This is a genomic window from Sporosarcina jeotgali, from assembly GCF_033304595.1.
Classification (GTDB): Bacteria; Bacillota; Bacilli; order Bacillales_A; family Planococcaceae; genus Sporosarcina; species Sporosarcina jeotgali.
In genome coordinates this window covers 1,394,654-1,412,464 of sequence record NZ_CP116341.1, presented here as the reverse complement: position 1 = coordinate 1,412,464, position 17,811 = coordinate 1,394,654, and the positions used below count along the sequence as shown (strand labels likewise).

The following is a 17,811-nucleotide window of genomic DNA, read 5'->3' as shown; positions in this document are numbered from 1 at the left end:
CAATCTACCTCCCATTGTAAAAATGAATACTTTTATTATTTTCCCTCCTCACTTTAAATTACACATAAAACGAAAAAAAGAGCTAAAATAGCTCTTTTAAATAACGCCCTTTACGATAGGATTCAATCTGACCAATTGAATCGGAGATGCCATTCCATGCAGCTGTGTCGTAAATTCATTTACTTCCACTGTGTCTTTTTCAATAAGCATCTCATCAAATAGATTCTTGTTCAATACAATGTCTCCGCCTATACTCTGTTGTTGGACTCTCGCTGCCATGTTCACGGTTCTTCCAAAGTAATCCAAAACACCATTAGCGTTGACTGCAATTACAGGTCCCTCATGTAAGCCTACCTTTATTGTAACCGGGCTATTCAGAATGTCGTTTAAGGCTGTTACGGAAGATTGGATTTCAAATGCTGCATCTAAGGCAAGACGATTGGATGAAAATGCCGCCATAATTGAGTCTCCAATTGTTTTAACAATTGTCCCATCATGCGCTCTAATTATACTTCCCAGTGAAGTGAAGTGCTTTTGTACATCACTGTATGCGCTAGCATCTCCAACTCGCTCATATAACTGTGTTGAGTCCTTTAAATCGGTAAAGAGAATTGTTAACTTTCCTACTCCGATTTGCATACCAGGTGCAAGGACTTCTGCTGGAAGCAAATCCCGAAATAACTGTAATGAGGTTACTTCTCGTGCAGTGAGTGCAAATTCATCCCAGTTGGTCTCTTCAAATGCCAAAATATATTCTTCATCACTATTATTCACAATGGATATGTCCGGACTTTGCATAACAAACGCCTCGGCAATACCATTCTGTTGAATATGAATTTCAGAAGACTCCATATTTCTCTGATATGTAAACGGCACTTTGAAATTATGCTTCACTACCCGAATTTGCATGTCTTTTTCAATACAATTCCAAGAGATCCGAGTTGTCTTTTGAGGCGGTACCCTAAATTGGCCAATGGTATGCGGTGACGTGGTTGGTCCATTAATACAAAAGGTTTCTTTATTTGTTTTGCGAATCGCAGCGTTCACTTGAAATGTCATTTCCACATAGTTTTCAAAGTCAAGTTCGAAATCCACTCCGCATAAGTCGCAGTGAACTGTTTTTTTAACATCCTTCAAGACAGAAGCATGATCTTTCGCGACTCGGCAGTTCGGACACATTAAACTCCATTCATAATCCAAAACTCCTGCTTCACTCGCAAACAAAAATAGGCGTACAGCTTGTTGTTTTGTAAACCCATGATCAAAAGCCCATCGATATGGCTGTATGGATGTGACAGCTTCATCCGATTCGGTTCGGATGGTTTGGACAAGTGCATTGACAAGTCTTGGCTCAATTGATAATTCGTTCAAATGATGCTCAGCATCTTGTAATACACGTTCATCTACCTGTATAGCTTTTTGCTCTCTTTCCGTCAGTTGCTTTTCAGCTGTTAGTACAGCATCTTCGACATAAGCAAATGTTGTAAGCAGTTGTGGAATAACTCCTTTGTTCAAGGCGATTTTCCCTAAAATCGAGCGATACTCGAACAATCCTGTCAGTGTCAAGCTCGTTTCTTGATCACTCACTTTGTCTACTGACACTTTCCAAATCACACGTTCTACAGGACCTTTCGTATAATTTCTTTCAACCGTGTAAAATGATTCTCGTACCCATTCAAATACATTCTCATCCCACTCCACTTCAATCAATCCAAACGCTTTTCCCTTAGCTTTTCGAATGAGTTGCTGCGTTCTGGTTGTGAATGGAGAGAAGTTCACTGGAAACAATCCAATATATCGATTTAGTCGATTGGTATCGGAAACAAGTTCCCATACTGCCTCAATTGGTACTTTCACAAGACGAGTTTCTTCTACAGAAATTGTTTTCGACATTTTAGTCTCACATCCTATCGGTATGACTATCACGAATAGCGACAAAATCATCTAAATGGTTAAGGAATAAATCAATCAAATTGGGATCGAATTGTTTCCCTCGCTGTTCAGACAAATAAGAAACGATTTTTTCAAGTGGCCACGCCTTTTTATACACTCGATCACTGCCTAATGCATCAAACACATCCGCAACTGAGGTGATTCTTCCGAATATATGAATCTCTTCCCTCTCCAGCCCTCTCGGATATCCAGCTCCATCCCATCTTTCATGATGTTCGTAAGCAATAATTGCAGCTGTTTTTAACAATTCACGTTCTGATTTTCGGAAAACATTATATCCAACGACTGTATGCAATTTCATTTCCTCGAATTCTTCTGTCGTTAACTTGCCTGGTTTCAGCAAAATCGAATCAGGCGTGGCCACTTTTCCGATATCGTGCATAGGAGATGCATATCGAAGAAGCAGCGCTTGAGATTCGGAAATGCCTGCAAGTTGAGCTAGCTTATACGAGTAAATAGCGACACGTTTAACGTGATTACCGGTTTCTTGTGACCGGCTTTCTCCTATCTCCCCCATCGTTTCTATAATTTCCTTTTGTGTTTCAAGTAACTCATTGTGCAGTATGAATGTATCAAGGGATTTACCGGCATAAGTTGACGCAAATGTTAACAATGTTTCATCTTTTTTTGTAAAATGAGGTTCCCCCAGCTTATTAATCGCCTGGAATGCTCCAATTATTTTTCCTTCTTGGTTTGTAAATGGGATGCACAGTATAGAGCGCGTGCGATACCCTGTTTCCCGGTCAACCGCTTTATTAAATCGTTTATCCAAATAAGCATCTTCTACATTTAGCACAGATCCGGTTTGTATACTTCTTCCAACAAACCCGCTGTTATCAGCAATTGTTATTCTTTCTACACCGTGTCCGGCTACCGTCCAAACACGTTGCGAAGACGCTTCATGCAGCCAAACCGTACACCGATCGGCTTGTACTAACTTTGTACCTAAATCGGCTAGTAACAAGAGCATCTTAGCAATATCTGTTTCGGTAGACATTTTACCCATATATTCAAAAATCGTAGATAATAGCAGATCTGACTGTGGAAATTCAGAGACATCGGGAGTTGTTATTGCAAAAAATTTATCCATTTATGTAATCCTTCCTAAAAAACTGTTGTCACATTCCTATCTGTTTGTAATAATAGTAGCATGAAATAGATTAGAATACACAACTAAAGTCATAATTTACCCAAAAAAATTTCACTACGGAGGTAACAGCGTGACATTGTTCTCATATTTAATTGTAGGTCATCTAATTGGTGATTATTTGTTGCAAACGAGCTGGATGGCTTCGGGCAAGGCTACAAAATGGGTCCCGCTTATAACACACTGTTTCGTTTATACATCGGTTGTAAGCACTGCTTTTTTAATAGGAACCGGAATGATGCCTGCAAGTGTAATTGCCATTATTTTTATAAGTCATGTTTTTCTAGATCGCCGTCGTTTCGTCGCTTGGTGGGCTAAGACAATTATGGGCGTAAAAGATGGCGAGCCTGCGTGGTTACTCATAATGGCAGACCAAGTCTTTCATATTCTCGTACTTGCTGTCATTAGCCATTTCTGGGGATAAAAACGCAAAAGAAAGAAGCAGGTTTGTTGAATCTGCTTCTTTCTTTTGGAAAACTATATTCAATTACTCAACCTATCAATTGTTCAACAAGTTTTTTGTTGCGTTCCTTGAAAACTTCATTATGTGAACTGACCATTCCTGCTTGCGATGCTTTTGGATCTAAATACATTTTAGCACTATTTACGGCATTTGCCGCGTCTTGGAATGCACCCGCGATAAGATTAACTTTACTTTCATGGAATAGAACATCGCCAGCTGCAAAAATGCCAGAAACTGATGTTCCGCTCATTGGTGTTCCTGCAATTCTGTAATCGTTCGTGAGCTCAATTTTTGCTTCACTTCCTATTAAAGACGTATCTACTTCATACCCGTGATTAATCACCACTTCGTCAACTTCTAACACTAAACCAGATTCCTCCAAACAATGTTTCAATTCAACTTTTTCTATTGAATGATGATCATCTGAAGCAACCAGTTTGTCGATGCGAGTATTGAAATGGCATACTACCTTGCTTTGCAGTAATTGTTCAACTTGAGCTTCATGACCATTCAAATCACATTTTCTATACGTTAAAATCACTTCTTTTGCAATTGGCTCGAGTTCGTTAGCCCAGTCGATTGCAGCGTTCCCCCCGCCTGAAATCAATACCCGTTTTCCTTTAAAATGCTGCAGTGATTTTACTGTGTAATGTAAATTCGAAACTTCGAATCGCTCTGCTCCTTCTATTTCGACCTTTTGTGGTTTCAAGATACCTCCGCCAACCGCAAGAATGACTGTTCTACTATAATGTTTAGCTCCTGTTGAGCTAGTCAGGACGAAATTGCCTTCGTCATCCTTATCAATGGTTGTCACTTTTTCATTCAAAACAACTTCGGGGTTGAAGGTCATGCCTTGCTCTACTAACTTGCCAATCATCTCGGCTGCAGGTGCAGGTGTCACGCCGCCAATGTCCCATATCATTTTTTCTTGATAAACATGCAGTTTCCCGCCAAGTTCCGGTTGGAATTCAATGATTTTTGTGGACATCCCGCGTAAACCGCTATAAAAAGCAGCATATAATCCTGCAGGTCCACCACCAATAATCGTTACATCTACGAGCGTTGCTTGAGACATACTTCATCCCCCTAAATTTATATTTGACTTCCTTGGGTTCACTCTTTATAGTATCATTATACCGACAATGAGAATCATTATCAACGATTATCGTGTATAAAAGATTGGAGTGTTCCGAATGGTACGCTTAGCAACCGAGAACTTACAAATTGCTTACGGTGAACAAATCATCGTGGACGACCTATCCGTTACGATTCCAAATAAGCAAATCACTGCGATTATCGGGGCTAACGGGTGTGGTAAGTCGACTTTTCTAAAAGGAATGACACGCTTAATCCCCCGCCATTCTGGAAAAGTTTTGCTGGATGGAGGAGATATCGCTGACCATAAGACAAAAGCCCTAGCCCGTAAAATGGCTATACTTCCGCAAACACAAGAGGCAGCGAGCGGACTAACAGTATCAGAGCTCGTTTCTTATGGAAGGTTTCCTTATCAAACAGGATTAGGCAGGTTAACAGCGAATGATTTCGATGTCATTAACTGGGCACTCTCTGTTACAAATACGGATGCTTTTCGGGATCGTCAAGTAGATGCATTATCAGGTGGTCAGCGCCAGCGAGTGTGGATCGCAATGGCACTCGCACAAGAAACAGACATTATTTTTCTCGATGAACCGACAACCTATTTAGATATGGCTCATCAGTTGGAAGTTCTGGAATTGCTTCAAAAATTGAATGTCGAACAAGAGCGAACAATCATCATGGTGCTGCATGATTTAAATCAAGCTGCCCGCTTCGCTGATTATTTGATAGCGATGAAAGATGGCAAAGTTATTAAGGCAGGTCCTTCCGAAGAAGTGATCGAACCTATTACGTTGCGTGAAGTTTTTAGGATCGACGCAGAAATTGGAATAGATCCAAGAAGCGGTAAACCGATGTGTATTACATACGATTTATTAAAAGGAGAAAATTGACATGAAAAAAGCATTGTTATTCTTAGCACTTGCACTCGTACTTGTTTTAGGAGCTTGCTCGTCGAAAAATGAAGATACTTCTAAGGAACCCGTTAAAGAAGAACCTGCGAAAGAAACAGGTACTATCACTTACGAATCTGAAAATGGTCCAATTGAAGTTCCTGCTGATCCTCAGCGTGTTGTTGTTTTATCTACTTATGCAGGTCACGTTGCAGCACTGGACGTTCCGATTGTCGGTGTAGACTCTTGGTCAAAAACGAATCCTCGTTTTGACAAATATTTAAAAGACGCTGAAGAAGTAACTGACGAAGATCTAGAAAAAATCATTGAATTGGAACCGGATTTGATCATCGGATTATCAACAATGAATAATATTGATCGACTGAAAGAAATTGCTCCTGTCGTTACGTTCACATACGGCAAAGTCGATTATTTGACTCAACAAGTTGAAATCGGTAAATTACTGAACAAAGGTGACGAAGCACAGGAGTGGGTCACTGATTTTCAAGCCCGTGCAAAAGATGCTGGTGAAGAAATCAAAGCTAAAATCGGTGAAGATAAAACCGTTTCGGTTATTGAAAATTTTGACAAGCAACTGTATGTATACGGCGATAACTGGGCTCGCGGAACTGAAATCCTATACCAGGAAATGAAGCTTCCTATGCCGGAAAAAGTGAAAGCAGATGCATTAAAAGATGGATACTTCGCTCTTTCCACAGAAGTGCTTCCTGAATATATGGGTGACTATGTTGTTTTAAGCCGCAACAATGATGGGGATAATTCCTTTATGGAAACTGAAACATTTAAAAACACACCAGCTGTTAAGGATGGCCATGTATTTGAAGCAGAAGCGAGTGAATTCTACTTCAATGATCCGCTAACACTTGAGTATCAGCTTGAGTTTTTCAAAGAAAACTTTTTAAAGTAATCGTTGTTCAAGAAGGATTCTTTCACCTTGAAAGAGTCCTTTTCTTTTGTGAAAGGAGTCCTGGCTAATGAATCGTAGAACCATGCCATTTTCAATTAAATTTGTTATTGCATGTATAGGTCTTGTTGCTTCTTTATTCCTGGCAATGATCCTTGGTGCAGCAACCATTTCCGTTTCCGATGTGTGGCTTGCTATTATCGGCGACACAAGTAAAAACAGCTTAATATTACAGGAAATTCGGATTCCGCGAGAACTGGCGGCGTTACTCGTTGGTTCTGCTTTAGCTGTTTCAGGTGCCATCATGCAAGGGATGACCAGAAATCCTCTTGCTGACCCCGGTTTGCTTGGCTTAACCGCAGGAGCCAATGCTGCACTGGCTATCGCCATCGCTCTAGTCCCTTCACTCAATTATTATGGAATTATGGCTGCTTGCTTTTTAGGTGCGGCAATCGGGGCGCTAATCGTATTTGGAATTGCCTCCGCAAAACGCGGCGGGTTCTCCCCTTTTCGACTTGTATTGGCAGGAGCAGCCGTGTCGACGTTCTTTTTTGCAATTGCCGAAGGAGTAGGAATCTATTTCAAGGTATCGAAAGACATTTCCATGTGGACCGCTGGCGGTGTCATTGGGACTACGTGGTCCCAGCTTCAAATTATTTCACCGGTCATTCTAATCGGAATTGTCATCGCACTTGTATTGTCGAAACAATTAACCTTGTTAAGTTTAAGTGAAGAAGTGGCTGTCGGATTAGGTCAGCACACGTTCAGAACAAAAATGATTCTGTTCATTCTAATTATTCTCCTGGCGGGTTCTGCTGTAGCTCTAGTAGGAAACCTAGCGTTTGTTGGACTTATGATCCCTCACATCGTACGAGCAACAGTTGGAACAGATTATCGTTTTATACTTCCTATGTCTGCAGTTATTGGCGGTGCCTTCATGTTACTTGCAGATACATTAGGCAGAACGATGAATGCCCCCTATGAAACACCCGTTGCTGCACTTGTAGCTGTGATGGGCTTGCCATTCTTCCTCATCATTGTCCGTAAAGGAGGGCGAGCATTCTCATGATTCAATCTGCAGTTTTAAGAAAACAACGTTTGTTATTGATTGTTTTCAGCCTTCTTACTGTTGGAACAGCAGTTGCAGCCATTGCACTTGGGCCGGCATCAGTAGATCCTGCCCGAATCTTCCCAGCACTTTTTGGAAATGGTACTTTTAAAGAGGAATTCGTATTATTTTCAGTTCGGTTACCTCGCATTGCTATCACGTTCTTAGCAGGCGCAGCACTTGCACTCTCTGGTTCAATTCTTCAAGGGATTACACGAAATGACTTAGCCGACCCTGGAATTATAGGCATTAACGCTGGGGCCGGGGCTTCAATTGCCGTATTCTTTCTTTTTGTGCCTGTGGAGGCAGGTGCGTTTGTCTATTTGATGCCGATTGTCGGTTTCGTTGGTGCTTTTGTTACCGCATTTCTCATCTATCTTTTTGCGTATGATAAAAAGACAGGCATGCAGCCAATTCGATTGGTGTTAACAGGCGTGGGGTTCTCTTTAGCACTTTCCGGGGTTATGATCGTCCTTACTTCTACAGCGGATCGTGACAAAGTAGATTTCATTTCAAAATGGCTGGCAGGAAATATTTGGGGATCTGATTGGCCGTTTGTCATTGCTCTTCTTCCCTGGCTAATGATTCTTGTCCCTTTCGCTTTGTATAAAGCGAGTCGATTAAACGTGTTGGGACTAAGTGAATCTGTTGCCATCGGAATCGGTGTTTCAGTTGAGCGAGAGCGCATTATTCTTCTCATTACTGCTGTAGCACTTGCAGCTTCGGCCGTATCCGTTACTGGAGGAATTGCATTCGTCGGGCTAATGGCTCCACACATTGCCAAGTCATTAATTGGTCCGCGGAGTCAGCTCTATCTTCCCATCGCCATTCTGCTAGGGGGCTGGCTGCTATTGCTTTCGGATACTATCGGCAGAAATGTATCCAGCTTAGGGATAATCCCAGCAGGGTTAGTCGTTTCTTTAATAGGCGCTCCCTATTTTATTTATTTATTGTTACGAAAATAAAAAACACGATCCTCGATATTGAGGATCGTGTTTTTATATAGTTAGCGTAATTTAGTTGCGCCACCGTCAACCATTATAGTTTGTCCAGTGATGTAAGATGCATCTTCACTGCCGAGGAAAACTGCAACTCGGCCAATATCGCCTTCCAATTCGCCTAGACGGCGCATAGGGATGTTGTTAAGCATTTTGTCGTAAGCTTCAGGCTGGTCTTTCTTCCACTGCTGGATACCAGGTGAATTGGCAATCGGTGAAATCAAGTTCACGTTAATTCCGAACTGGCCCCATTCATTTGCTGCAACGCGTGTAATCGCACGAATTGCTTCTTTAGCAGCTGCATAAGTCCCTTGCATAACGTCTCCATTAATGCCAGCGCCTGAAGAGAAGTTGATGATTGTCCCTTCAGATTCTTTCAAATGAGGATATGCGGCTTGCATCAAGTAAAATGTAGGGTAGAATCCTGTGTTAAAGGAAAAGTCCATATCTGCTTGAGTAGCATCTGCAAGTAATACTTGACGAGAAGCGTGCGCGTTGTTGATCAGAATGTCGAGTCTGCCATACTTATCAACGACAGTTGTAATGATATCTTTCAACTTGTCGCGGTCTGTTAGATCCGCTTGAATAAACATGCTTTCAGGTTGGAATTCCTGAAGTTCTTTCACCATAGCTTCACCAGTTTCAGCGTTTAAGTCAACGATTGCAACCTTTGCGCCTTCTTTAACATAAGCTTTCGCCATTCCGCTTCCGATTCCGCCAGCACCGCCAGTAATAACTGCTACTTTACCATCTAATTTACCCAATTATATCCACTCCTTTTTATCAATACTAGTTTAACACTTAAAGAATAGAAAATAAACATTCCTGTTTTATTCTACCCTAATTTGTTTACCGTACACAAAGGCTTGAATTCATAGTTAGGGGTTCCAATAATGGATATATTTCAGCATTTATATACAGAATATAGGGAGGTTAATTTACTCTCCTTGAAAAATCCATAGTTTTTTTGTTATGCTTACTAAGGGTTTAATATGCGAAAAAATAATTGACTGAGCAGAAGGAGATGTACATATCGAATAGGAGGAATTGAATGAAAGAAATATCTGACACTACAAATGTATATAACGAAGAAATCGAAGAGTTGGAAAATGACTATACGCTTGATCGCGTTCCTCGAGACGAACGTACAAAAGGCTGGTTAAGTATTACCAATATTACATTCGGCATCGCAACTGCTATTTTCTACTTCCAGATGGGCAGTGTTATGGCTCTCTCATACGGGGCTGTCAATGCGATGATTTCGTCAGCCTACGCAATCATTGTCGCAGGAATTTTAGGTACAGTCATCGCCTATTTATCCGCTAAATCAGGGATGAATGTAAATCTATTGTCACGAAGCGGAGGCTTTGGATATGTAGGGTCCTCCCTTACCTCCTTGATATACGCCTCTAATTTTATTATGTATTGTGCATTTGAAGGATTAATTTTAGTATCTGCAGTTCACCACTTTTTCCCTACCCTCCCAAAGTGGATTCTCATCATAGTATTCGGATCAATTGTCATCCCCTTGAATTGGTTCGGAATTGAACAACTTGATAAATTGCAAAAGTGGTCAATGCCTATATTTGTTGTGTTTTTAATCGCTGCAATCGTTATCTCATTTTATAAACCAGCTGTTTATACAGGCGCAGTTTTTTCATACATGCCTGAAGGTGTTGCAGTTGGAGGTACAGCATTACTTATGTGTATTGGCATGCACAATGGGATTATGGGACTCACAGCCCTTCTTGCTTCCGATTATGCACGTTTTTTAAAGCCGAAAGATATTAAACTCGGCTCCGTGATGATTGGATTTATCCCACAAATTTTTTGTTTTGGCGTCATGGGCGGCCTCGGTATTTGGTTTGGTGTTCGTTTTATGGAACCAGATCCAGGCGTATACATTGTCCTGCTGCTCGGAATCGGCGGAGCATTATTTACGATGCTTACCCAAATACGTATTAATGTAACAAATATTTACAGCAGTTCCTTATCGCTGTCCAACTTCTTTGAAAATATGTTCCGATTTACACCTGGAAGACGTTTTTGGGTAGTTGTATCAGGGATAAGTGCAATTTTGCTCATGCTCGGAAATATCGTCGATCATTTAAGCACAATGATGACGTTCCAAGGTGTATTTTTACTTTCTTGGGCTGCAATCTTGGTTACAGATGCACTTGTCGTCAAAAAACTTATGAAGATTGGTCCTAACTATTATGTCGCCCGTCAAGAATTTTTATATCGCTGGAATCCAGTAGGTGTTGCCTCTCTTCTTATATCAAGTTTCATCGGAACACTTGCAGCTCTAGGTTATATGGGAGTTTTCTTGGAGTCTACCGCTGCATTTTTCGCTGCAGTATTAGCTTCCATCCTTACAGTTATTTTAGCGAAAGCCACAAAAGGAAAGTACTATTTAAAGTTTGAACCTGAAAATATTAATGAGCAAGATCGCTTATCTTAAATTGATTTCTTATAAAAACCTGTGAGGACAGTATTTTTTCGCATTTAGAAAAAGGGGGATGTTGCGGCATTCTCCTTTTTTATATTTTTTTGCATTTTCATTTCTTTATTGCTATAGTTAATAACCGTTAAAACACTACAATTACCTTAGGGGGAATCATGAGAAAAATTTCAAATGTTTTTTACATTACGATCGGACTGATCGTCTTGGCAGTTGGCTATGGTGTGCTCGCGCCGAAAAGCTTTGCCGAACAAACAGGAAAGATTCAAAACTTCGTCGCATCTGCCTTTGGTTGGTACTATCTAATGTTATTATCCGTACTCGTTATCATTTGTCTGTTCCTGATCTTTAGTCCATTCGGAAAAATTCGTCTTGGCAAAGATACAGATAAACCTGAGTTTTCGACAGTATCATGGATTGCCATGCTGTTCTCAGCTGGAATGGGAATCGGTCTCGTGTTTTATGGCGCGGCTGAGCCGCTTTCACATTACGCTGTCATGTCGTCGAACGGTGAGCTCAATACTCCCGCTGCCTTTAAAGAAGGCTTGCGCCAATCTTTTTTCCACTGGGGAATCCACGTATGGGCAATGTATGGTTTTGTTGCCTTATCCCTCGCATTCTTCCAATTCCGCAAGGGGGAACCTGGTTTAATTTCATCAACATTAAAGCCGATCTTTGGTGATAAAATGAACGGTCCTTGGGGTGTTCTTGTCGATGTTCTCGCTGTTTTTGCAACCGCTTTCGGTGTTGCAACAACCCTCGGCTTTGGCGCTGTTCAAATTAATGCAGGTTTAAATTATTTATTTGGAGTTTCAATAGGAATTCAATCACAGTTCTTTATTATTTTCATAGTAACTGTACTGTTTATAATTTCTGCTTGGAGCGGTCTAAGTAAAGGAATTCAATATTTATCCAACTTGAATCTTGTCCTAGCTGTTGCTTTGCTAATTCTTGTTGTAATTCTTGGACCAACTTTATTAATATTTAATATGTACTCAGATTCACTAGGCGGTTACATGGCGAACTTTGTAAAAATGAGTTTCTCCACTTCCCCATTGAATTCTGAAAATCGTCAGTGGCTGGATGCCTGGACCATTTTCTACTGGGCTTGGTGGATCTCTTGGGCACCATTCGTCAGTATGTTCATTGCGCGTGTTTCTAAAGGACGGACAATCCGCGAATTCATGATTGGCGTTATGATTGCTCCGACAATCCTATGTACATTCTGGTTCACAGCGTTTGGAACCACCGCAATTGAAGCTCAAAAAGCCGGTGTTAAACTTGCGGATAAAGCTACTGAACTTGTAGTCTTCGAGTTGTTTAATACAATGCCTTGGGGTGTATTCATTTCAATTGTTGCAATCATCCTTATCGCATCTTTCTTTATCACATCAGCGGATTCAGCGACATTTGTGTTAGGTATGCAATCCAGTTATGGATCATTGACACCGCCAAATAGCATCAAGCTCGTTTGGGGAGTACTTCAGTCAGCCATTGCGTTAATTTTACTATCGGTCAATGGATTAGAAGCTCTGCAAAATACAATAATCATTGCCGCACTTCCATTCTCATTCGTAATCTTGTTAATGATCTTCTCTCTTATGAAAGCGTTAAGTTCAGAATTAAACTTGATTAAAGCGAGACGGAAATAAAAAAAGGACGTCCCTCAACGAATGAGTGGACGTCCTTTTGAATATTGACAGGTTTTTCAGATTAAATGGCCTGGCGCATATTGTGTCTTTCTGCGGTTTTGTATGCATCATACATGCCCCATATCCAAACGATAGGGTACGTAATAAATCCAATTAAAACAAACATAAGAAGCGAGTTAATAATTTGGACCCCGATTAGAATAAGACCTTTCAGAATTTGACCATTATAGATCTGTCCAACACCTGTCCAAAAAAAGCTAAGTACTGCTGCCAGTCCTGGGCTTTTCATCATACTGCAGTTCCCCTTCCGTTAGAAAAATATTCCGATTACTGCGAGTGCTGCTACAATCCAGAAGCCGCCCACCGCAATCGTATCACCTGAAATAATTGGCTTCTTTTGTAAAAAATCGATAGCGTGTATGTCTTTTTTCAGTTCACTGATTTCCTCTTCAAGTGCTCTCACTTTAGTGGTAAGAGTATACACTTCGTCAGATACGGTGCTTGGATACCGTTCCGGTTCCGTTTTCTGCAATGCATTTTCATCCACCGTAACACATCTCCTCTCAGATAAACATAAATACACTTATAAAAAGTATATCAAGTATAATGGGAAGTAGATAGAGTCTTTTGTCAACTTCTTGTCAAATTGTTCAAATAGAATGTATGGTACACTTTTGGTGACCTGCGTTTTATTGAAATTCAATGAAGATCATTGAAAGGTGTGTACATATGAACCAAGACGATACTCAAGATGAACATGGAGATAGCCTGAATAATGAAGTGTCACCAGCAGAAGATACCGGTGATTCGGAAGTTAGATTCGATAACTCGGATTGCTTAGACACTTCTGAACTGACACAAGAAGAAATCGAAGAAGAGGAGTTTCGTCAACTCGTTTTAGAAGCACAGCGAGAGGCCCTTGCGAAGGAGGCTGCACTTCGAACGAATCCGCAGGCAAGTAAACGCAGGGTCCCTAAATGGATTGTATGGATCATGGCACTTGTTCTTCTATTTCAGCCTGTCGCTTTCATTTTTGATATTTATTCATTGCCAGCGATTGATTTTTTGAAAACGTCTGCAAAGCTTTCAAAACGTGAAGATATTACGAAGTGGAAACAATCCGTTGCTGTTGTATTGACCGAAGATGGGAAAGGCACTGGGTTTTCCGTATCCCCTGATGGACTGATTGTTACCAATAATCATGTAGTTGAAAATACAAAGCAAATTACAGTATCTTTTGAAGAACAAGGTCGCTTTGCGGCATCGCTCGTTGCACAGGATTCCGTAAATGATTTGGCTATTTTACAAATAAATGATCCGCCGGACATTCCTGCTCTTAAACTAGCGGAATCTCCTGCTTATACCCCGGATACGAAAGTCAGGTTTATCGGAAATCCGTTGAATTTTTTTGGGATTGCCAATGAAGGTGAATTAATTGGCGAAAGCAGCTGGGCGGGTCGGGATGTTCCCATTATCCTTTTGGATGCACCGGTCTACAGAGGAAACAGTGGAAGTCCTGTTTTTCAGAATGACGAAGTCATCGGCGTTGTTTTTGCAATAACCGAGTTAGACCCCTATGGTAAAGTGGGAATGTTCATACGGTCGAATGAAGTATTGGAATTATTGAAGAAAGTTAAGTAAACAAAAAGTCCGGAAACCATGAGTCGTTTCCGGACTTTTTGTTATGATTAATTTTTACGTTTTTTCTTAGTATCATCTGCGTTGTCTGCTTTCTTGAAATCGCTTGGATACTCAACTTCTTGTGCTGAGGAAAGGTTGTTATTTTTCTCTGTCATCATTTCATACGGTTCTTTTTTCTCAGTCATTTGGAATCCTCCTTCAAAAACTAGTGTCCCTCTAGTTTTCCCAGGGAAAGAGATTCTATGCATGCCAATTCATTCTTGATTAAATTCAGGTTCCAGCCGCTCCATGAATTCCTCAAGAGCACTATATCCTTGCTGTTTTAAATACCAGTTGTTTGCAGCTGCTTCAATCAATCCAGCCACATCCCGTCCTGGTTGCAGCTGAATCTGAATGTAAGGAACAGGCACTCCCATATACTCTGTGAACTTCTCGTCCAATTCCAGCTCGTTGTTAAGTGAGTTGTCTTTCCACTCCGTCAATTCGATATCTAGAGCGATTCTGGTTTCTTCTTGAAAAGCAGCGCGGCCATATAAACGGACCACGTTCATCAAACCGATACTTCTAAGTGCCAAAAACTCTCGGTTAGTTTGGTTATGGGTACCGAGCAGCGTTTGCGGACTGAGTTTTCGGAGTACAACAATATCATCTGCTACCAGGCGATGCCCGCGGCCAATTAAAGTGTGTGCAGTCTCACTCTTCCCAACACCCGATTTACCTCTTAGTAAAACACCAATTCCTGCAACATTTACAACGACTCCATGGATTGCAATTTCTTCAGCCATTGAGCTTATGACAAATGCATCCAGTTTCGCACTTGCGACACCCATCGAGTCCGGAGTTCTTAATACAGGTATTCCGTTTTCGGTACAATAAGTGTGCAATCCATAAGGCTGCTCCTGATTGGAAGTGATTAGAATACAAGGAGGATCATATTCTACCAGATTCGAAATCCGGCATTTGCATTCATCGTCTGTAAGGGTATGTAAATAATTCACTTCGTTTTTCCCGAGTATTTGAATATGTCCCCGTGCTATAAAGTCGAACGTATCCATGAACTCCAAACCCGGACGGCGCACTTTTGTTTTTTTCAGCGGTCTTCCTAAATGATCGCTCCCAGATAGGATCTCAAAAGAAAATTTTTGTACAATGTTTTGTACAGTTAACTGTTTCATGAAGGAACACCTTTCCTGATCGGATTGTTTAGTCTCAGTTTAGCATAAACACTTTTTAAATGCAGTGCCTCTATTGCTGGATTCATACCAGGTTGACTAACAGCTTAAGCGATTAGAAACTTTTTAAAATAAAAAACAAAAGAATTTTTAAAAACAGGTTTATAGTTTGTGTTGCCGGGTATAGATAATTACAAGGCGAAATCAAGGAAGGCGCTTAGCGCTGACTTGGAGAAATGCACAGCCTTGGCGGGAAATTTGCTGTACTGACGAAGCATCACCGTAAGAAGAGTTACGTGTGTTTGTAAAACCAGTAAGAAGTAAGTTTTTTGTGTAAGTGCAACATGAACAACCGTTTCTCTTCGATTAAAGAACCATGAAGTGAAATGCGTGCAAGATGAATTTGCAGTACGCTTTCGAGTAATACGTCAGCTACATGCAGCGAACTCAAACAAATTTTCCGCGAATGAAGAGGCGTCCGAACGACATGGACGCCTCTTCTTCATTGCTCAATTAATTGTTAAGTTTAGATTTACTGCATCTTTTTCATGAAAAATGGTCTTCCTATGCGTTCTACCCAGTCTGGAGCTATTGCGTGAAGTTTACTTGTGATGCCCATCACCCTTGGCAAATCGATTTGCCGTTTTGGTAGATGAACTGTCTTTACGACGGCCTTTGCAACTTCCTCAACCGACAGTAAATGCTTACCCAAAGATTTTCTATAAGTTCCGGCGTCATCTGCTTTATCTAAAAAGGCTGTATCGATTGGACCTGGATGGATAACAGATACGTCAATCCCATATTGTGAAACTTCCATACGCACTGCATCTGTGTAGCCAATAAGCGCATGTTTCGTCGCTGCATAAACAGCGGCTTTAGGGGTAGCAACTTTTCCTGCTTGGGAGCCAATGTAAATTAAATGTCCGGCCTTGCGCTCCATCCATAAAGGGATGATTCTTTGTGTAAGTTGAATCGGTGCCATCACATTAACTGAAAACATTTGCTCAAGCTGCTGATCCTCCGTTTCATGTGCAAGCGCAAACTTTGCCACTCCCGCTGAGAATATAATGACATCCGGCATCTCCATTTCACACAGCAACCGGTCTGCGGCACCCTCACTTGTTAAATCCAGTTGAATCACATCTGCCCCAAGAGCTTCAAGCAAGGCCAGACCTTCCAATGAGCGCCCCGTTACTTGAACGCGGTGACCTTCCGATATTAGCCTCACCGCGGTTTCATAACCTACTCCGCTAGTAGCCCCTGTTATTAAAATCTTTTTAAGATTTCTCATACCGATGAATTCCCTGCTCGTCTGTTTTTCTTATAACCTTGCCAAGCTCTAATAAGTAATCCATTTGACCAAGTGTCTCGGAGAGTGTCAGCCCCAGCTCTCTTTTATAGGCAGCTGGAAATAATTGCACGGTCAATTCAAAGACAGACCGCGGACCCGGTGACAGCATATCGTAAACTTTCATTGCCCGCTCGTGCTGTTTTTGCAGACGTTTTTCAACAAGTTCATGAACACCCGTTACAGGCATTCCATGTCCGCTGAAGACCTTCTCAACTGGCAGATCCAGCAATCGTTTTAATGATGCATTATATTGCAGCATTGTTTTAGGTCGAGGATCGTCAGGACCTTTAGGGGGTTCTACAAGCGGATTGGAAGAAACTTTTTCCAGTAACAAATCTCCGCCTATAAGTTCGCTCCGTTTAGAATTCCAAAATGATAAATGACTTTGAGCATGCCCTAACGTTTCAAGAGCTATCCAACCTGGATGTCCCGGAATTTCGTCCCCTTCCATTAAAATATGATCAAGTGGACGATGCGCCATCAAGTCAGCCGCACGCTTCATCTTCCCGACAATTCCCAGCGCTTTTTCAGGAACCCCTTGTTCTATAAATCGGTCCATATAAAATTCGTCATGAAATTTGATGAAATCGGGATCTCTCGTTAACCATAGATTATTATACTCATGACCGTAAAGCTCTGCATTTGGAAATCCATCAGCCCAGCCTGAATGATCTGGATGATGATGGGTTAGAATGACTTGTTCAATATCCTCCAGTGAATAGCCCGAATCGTTAAGTCCCGCCTTGATTGCTTCTAAAGCTTCTGGAGTTCTAGGACCCGCATCGAAAAGACTCAGTGTATCTCCTTTTACTAAAAATGCATTAACATCGCCTACAGCATAAGGCGTGGGAATCGTTAGTTGTTGAATCATGGTTTTGCCTCCATTATTGAATCGCTATTCATTCCATTGTACATGCTTTCTGTACGTTCGTCATGTATCGATGACTGAATC

General features: G+C 41.2%; 18 protein-coding genes. 8 read left to right on the top strand and 10 right to left on the bottom strand.

Annotation, left to right across the window (positions count from 1 at the left end; genetic code table 11):
• Positions 1–96: 96 nt before the first annotated feature.
• Both PGH26_RS06810 and PGH26_RS06805 read right to left on the bottom strand, forming a co-directional pair.
• Positions 97–1,893 (bottom strand): adenylate/guanylate cyclase domain-containing protein, encoded by a 1,797-nt coding sequence (locus PGH26_RS06810; protein WP_323693238.1) that lies wholly within the window; start codon positions 1,891–1,893, stop codon positions 97–99.
• A gap of 7 nt (positions 1,894–1,900) precedes the next feature.
• Entirely contained in the window at positions 1,901–3,043 is a 1,143-nt protein-coding gene (locus PGH26_RS06805; RefSeq protein WP_323693237.1) for an HD domain-containing phosphohydrolase, read from the bottom strand.
• Between the two features lie 130 nt (positions 3,044–3,173).
• Between PGH26_RS06805 and PGH26_RS06800 the strand changes: the two genes are divergently transcribed.
• The gene (locus PGH26_RS06800) at positions 3,174–3,524 is read left to right on the top strand and encodes a DUF3307 domain-containing protein (RefSeq protein WP_323693236.1); all 351 of its coding nucleotides are present in this window, start codon (positions 3,174–3,176) and stop codon (positions 3,522–3,524) included.
• 67 nt (positions 3,525–3,591) lie between these two features.
• Here PGH26_RS06800 and PGH26_RS06795 read toward each other — a convergent pair whose 3' ends face one another.
• Complete coding sequence (locus tag PGH26_RS06795) at positions 3,592–4,638, bottom strand: NAD(P)/FAD-dependent oxidoreductase (protein WP_323693235.1); 1,047 nt, start codon at positions 4,636–4,638, stop codon at positions 3,592–3,594.
• Positions 4,639–4,756: 118 nt separating this feature from the next.
• Between PGH26_RS06795 and PGH26_RS06790 the strand changes: the two genes are divergently transcribed.
• From PGH26_RS06790 to PGH26_RS06775, 4 genes are all read left to right on the top strand, one after another.
• Complete coding sequence (locus PGH26_RS06790) at positions 4,757–5,551, top strand: ABC transporter ATP-binding protein (protein ID WP_323693234.1); 795 nt, start codon at positions 4,757–4,759, stop codon at positions 5,549–5,551.
• A 1-nt stretch (position 5,552) separates the two neighbouring features.
• Positions 5,553–6,479, top strand: coding sequence for an iron-hydroxamate ABC transporter substrate-binding protein (locus PGH26_RS06785; protein ID WP_323693233.1), 927 nt, complete (start codon positions 5,553–5,555; stop codon positions 6,477–6,479).
• Positions 6,480–6,546: 67 nt separating this feature from the next.
• Positions 6,547–7,545, top strand: coding sequence for a FecCD family ABC transporter permease (locus PGH26_RS06780; protein WP_431312520.1), 999 nt, complete (start codon positions 6,547–6,549; stop codon positions 7,543–7,545).
• Complete coding sequence (locus PGH26_RS06775) at positions 7,542–8,549, top strand: FecCD family ABC transporter permease (protein ID WP_323693232.1); 1,008 nt, start codon at positions 7,542–7,544, stop codon at positions 8,547–8,549. The genes PGH26_RS06780 and PGH26_RS06775 overlap by 4 nt, the downstream gene beginning before the upstream one ends.
• Before the next feature lie 41 nt (positions 8,550–8,590).
• Here the strand turns inward: PGH26_RS06775 and PGH26_RS06770 are convergent, their stop codons facing one another.
• On the bottom strand, positions 8,591–9,346 hold the full coding sequence (locus tag PGH26_RS06770; protein WP_323693231.1) for an SDR family NAD(P)-dependent oxidoreductase: 756 nt from the start codon (positions 9,344–9,346) through the stop codon (positions 8,591–8,593).
• 287 nt (positions 9,347–9,633) lie between these two features.
• On the opposite strand from PGH26_RS06770, the gene PGH26_RS06765 reads away from it, so the two are divergent.
• Together PGH26_RS06765 and PGH26_RS06760 are read left to right on the top strand one after the other, a co-directional pair.
• Positions 9,634–11,043, top strand: a complete 1,410-nt coding sequence (locus tag PGH26_RS06765; protein WP_323693230.1) for a purine-cytosine permease family protein — start codon at positions 9,634–9,636, stop codon at positions 11,041–11,043.
• Between the two features lie 158 nt (positions 11,044–11,201).
• Positions 11,202–12,695 carry a BCCT family transporter gene (locus tag PGH26_RS06760; RefSeq protein WP_323693229.1) on the top strand — a complete coding sequence of 498 codons (1,494 nt, stop codon included), beginning with the start codon at positions 11,202–11,204 and terminating at the stop codon, positions 12,693–12,695.
• 61 nt (positions 12,696–12,756) lie between these two features.
• Here PGH26_RS06760 and PGH26_RS06755 read toward each other — a convergent pair whose 3' ends face one another.
• Complete coding sequence (locus PGH26_RS06755; RefSeq protein ID WP_323693228.1) at positions 12,757–12,987, bottom strand: hypothetical protein; 231 nt, start codon at positions 12,985–12,987, stop codon at positions 12,757–12,759.
• Positions 12,988–13,005: 18 nt separating this feature from the next.
• Positions 13,006–13,242 (bottom strand): hypothetical protein, encoded by a 237-nt coding sequence (locus PGH26_RS06750; RefSeq protein ID WP_323693227.1) that lies wholly within the window; start codon positions 13,240–13,242, stop codon positions 13,006–13,008.
• Positions 13,243–13,424: 182 nt separating this feature from the next.
• Here PGH26_RS06750 and PGH26_RS06745 point away from each other — a divergent pair, with 182 nt between their 5' ends.
• Positions 13,425–14,336 (top strand): S1C family serine protease, encoded by a 912-nt coding sequence (locus PGH26_RS06745; protein WP_323693226.1) that lies wholly within the window; start codon positions 13,425–13,427, stop codon positions 14,334–14,336.
• Between the two features lie 47 nt (positions 14,337–14,383).
• Here the strand turns inward: PGH26_RS06745 and PGH26_RS06740 are convergent, their stop codons facing one another.
• The 4 genes from PGH26_RS06740 to PGH26_RS06725 form a co-directional block, all read right to left on the bottom strand.
• Positions 14,384–14,521: a YfhE family protein gene (locus PGH26_RS06740; RefSeq protein WP_323693225.1), complete on the bottom strand. Its 138-nt coding sequence runs from the start codon at positions 14,519–14,521 to the stop codon at positions 14,384–14,386.
• Positions 14,522–14,590: 69 nt separating this feature from the next.
• A complete protein-coding gene (gene hprK, locus PGH26_RS06735) occupies positions 14,591–15,511 on the bottom strand; it encodes an HPr(Ser) kinase/phosphatase (RefSeq protein ID WP_323693224.1) in 921 nt (306 codons plus the stop codon).
• A 529-nt stretch (positions 15,512–16,040) separates the two neighbouring features.
• Positions 16,041–16,799, bottom strand: a complete 759-nt coding sequence (locus PGH26_RS06730; RefSeq protein WP_323693223.1) for an SDR family NAD(P)-dependent oxidoreductase — start codon at positions 16,797–16,799, stop codon at positions 16,041–16,043.
• Positions 16,786–17,730: an MBL fold metallo-hydrolase gene (locus tag PGH26_RS06725; protein ID WP_323693222.1), complete on the bottom strand. Its 945-nt coding sequence runs from the start codon at positions 17,728–17,730 to the stop codon at positions 16,786–16,788. Before PGH26_RS06725 ends, PGH26_RS06730 begins: the two co-directional genes overlap by 14 nt.
• Between the last annotated feature and the right edge of the window lie 81 nt (positions 17,731–17,811).